Below are 2,622 nucleotides of genomic sequence, written 5' to 3'. Positions count from 1 at the left end.
GAATAAGGGGAAAATTTATTATATCCATCTCTAAATTTTTTGTTTTAAGCAGAAAAAAAGAAGGAACTTATTATAAGATTCCTCCTCTCTTTATTACAAATTATGCTATTAATCTTTTCATTTAACCCATTTATTCACAACAACATGGTTATAATCTTTCATTTGTACAAAAAGCTCTTCTATATTTGTTGAAGAAAGAATTAGATCAAGATTTTCAGGTCGTGCAAATCCTCTATCAACTGTATGTTGTAACATTTTAATTAAAGGGTCAAAGAAACCGTCTACGTTAAGTAGACCAACTGGCTTTTTATGTATACCAATTTGTCCCCAAGATAAAACTTCAAACATTTCTTCATAGGTGCCGTACCCACCAGGCAATACAATAAATCCATCAGCCATTTCATTCATCTTTTGTTTACGCGAATGCATAGAATCCACAACTATTAAATCAGTAAGTCCTTGATGTGCAATTTCTTTATCTCGTAAAAACTCAGGAATAATGCCTACTACATTTCCACCAACTTGTAAGGCGGAATTTGCTACACTTCCCATTAATCCCACTTTACCTCCACCATAAATTAATGTGGTATTTTTTTTACCTAAAAATTCTCCTAATTTTTCCGCTGCATTTTTATACTCTTCACTTTCTCCATAATTCGATCCACAAAATACACATATTGAATTCATAATTTCGACTCCTCATTTCCAAAATATATTTCTATGTCATTATCATTAATAATCATAACAAAAAATCATATCAAATTTCTTTGTTATTTTTTTATGAAAATATTAAAAAATAACTCTCATGTCTGAAAAAACAACTTAAAAAACATTTGAATAACATTTACCTATGGAATATAATGGGTGAGGCGAGCTCGCTATATTCATAAAATACTATTAATTATTATATATATTTTTATTTTTAACAATTCTATATCAAAGGGAGATATTTTATTATGTGGATTTTATTTTTAATATTTGCCTTTTTGGCTGGACTTGCTTTACCGATTCAATTCAGTATTAATGCACAACTTCGTACTGTTGTAGGTTCACCTCTTGTTGCTGCAACTATTTCTTTTATAGTTGGTGCAATCACCTTATTCACTGTTTCATTATTTAAAGCTGGTTTTAGTTTTAATAAAGGTATTGCATCTGCACCATGGTGGGTGTGGACTGGAGGCGTTTTAGGAGCTTTTTATGTACTAGCTACCATTATTCTTATTCCAAGAATTGGAGCGGGAACAACCGTAGCTTTGGTGCTCGCTGGCCAAATTGTTGCATCTGTATTAATAGATCATTTTGGTTTAATTAATGTTCCTATACATCTGTTATCCTTACCACGTATTCTTGGCGCTATTTTAGTAATTATAGGTGTTATACTCATCCAAAAATTCTAGTTATAAATTATTACCTAGAATACTTTACATTGTTCATTTTAGATAAGGAGTTTTTAGCATTCTTTTAACTTTAATAATTTGAAGGGAAGATTCTAACCATGTATGCAAATATCCGCAATTTATTATTTAAGATGGACCCTGAAAAAGCTCATACACGAACTATTCAAGCTCTAAAGGTTATGCAATCATTTTCATTTGCTAGAAATTTATACAATACAAATATGAGCTTGAAAGATTCTAGATTAGAATGTAAATTACTAGATATTAAATTTCCTAATCCCATTGGTTTAGCAGCTGGTTTTGATAAGTTTGCTAATGTATATCCAGCTCTTGCATCCCTTGGTTTTGGCTCAGTTGAAGTAGGGTCTATTACACCTAACCCTCAGCCTGGAAATCCTAACCCTCGCCTATATCGTTTACCCGAGGACACAGCACTTATTAACCGTATGGGGTTTAATAGTGAGGGATTAAATAAAGCAAAGCAAAACTTTATGGCTTTACCACGCCCAGCTATACCTCTCGGAATTAATTTAGGAAAAAACAAAGATACACCAAACCAAGACGCCAATTTGGACTATCAAAAAGGACTGGAAACACTCTATACTCATGGCGATTATTTTGTCATTAATATTAGCTCTCCAAACACTGAAGGATTAAGAGATTTACAATATGTCGATACTTTAAAGCCATTATTAACTTCTATTTTAAATAAACGGGATGAATTATGTAAAAAACATAGTCAATATCGTCCTATTGTTTTAAAGATTGCTCCTGACTTAACTCCAGAACAACTAGAAGGAGTTATTTCAATAATTTTAGAAGTAAAAGTTGATGCAGTTATTGCTGCAAATACAACTATTTCTCGTACTAATCTAACTTCTAAATATCAAGAACAAAGCGGTGGTTTAAGTGGAAAACCATTAAACTCACGTTCTACAGAAATTATTTCTAAAATATATCAACAAACTCAAGGGAAATTACCTATCATTGGATCCGGTGGTGTTTTTACTGGAGAAGATGCATATGAAAAAATTAAATCTGGTGCTTCGCTTGTACAACTCTATACTAGTATGATTTATCGAGGACCCTCTGTTGCAAAACAAATTAACCAAGAAATTTTAAATTTGCTAGAAAAAGATGGACTTTCTAATATTACTGACGCTATTGGTCTATATCACAAATGAATTCTGCCCCGCTTCGAAAATTGAAGCGGGGCAGAATTCAT

At 32.0% G+C, this 2,622-nt stretch carries 3 protein-coding genes; 2 read left to right on the top strand and 1 reads right to left on the bottom strand.

From position 1 onward, the window contains the following. Positions 1–117: 117 nt before the first annotated feature. Positions 118–687 (bottom strand): TIGR00730 family Rossman fold protein, encoded by a 570-nt coding sequence (locus V7024_RS24215; RefSeq protein ID WP_335524627.1) that lies wholly within the window; start codon positions 685–687, stop codon positions 118–120. Between the two features lie 269 nt (positions 688–956). Between V7024_RS24215 and V7024_RS24210 the strand changes: the two genes are divergently transcribed. Further along, a complete protein-coding gene (locus V7024_RS24210) occupies positions 957–1,397 on the top strand; it encodes a DMT family transporter (protein WP_000264902.1) in 441 nt (146 codons plus the stop codon). Positions 1,398–1,495: 98 nt separating this feature from the next. Continuing rightward, positions 1,496–2,581: a quinone-dependent dihydroorotate dehydrogenase gene (locus V7024_RS24205; protein WP_335524626.1), complete on the top strand. Its 1,086-nt coding sequence runs from the start codon at positions 1,496–1,498 to the stop codon at positions 2,579–2,581. Positions 2,582–2,622 lie beyond the last annotated feature (41 nt).

The organism is Bacillus sp. JJ864 (assembly GCF_036963045.1).
Classification (GTDB): domain Bacteria; phylum Bacillota; class Bacilli; order Bacillales; family Bacillaceae_G; genus Bacillus_A; species Bacillus_A pseudomycoides_C.
The sequence above is the reverse complement of the archived record's forward strand: the minus strand, read 5'-3'. Positions and strand labels throughout refer to the sequence as shown.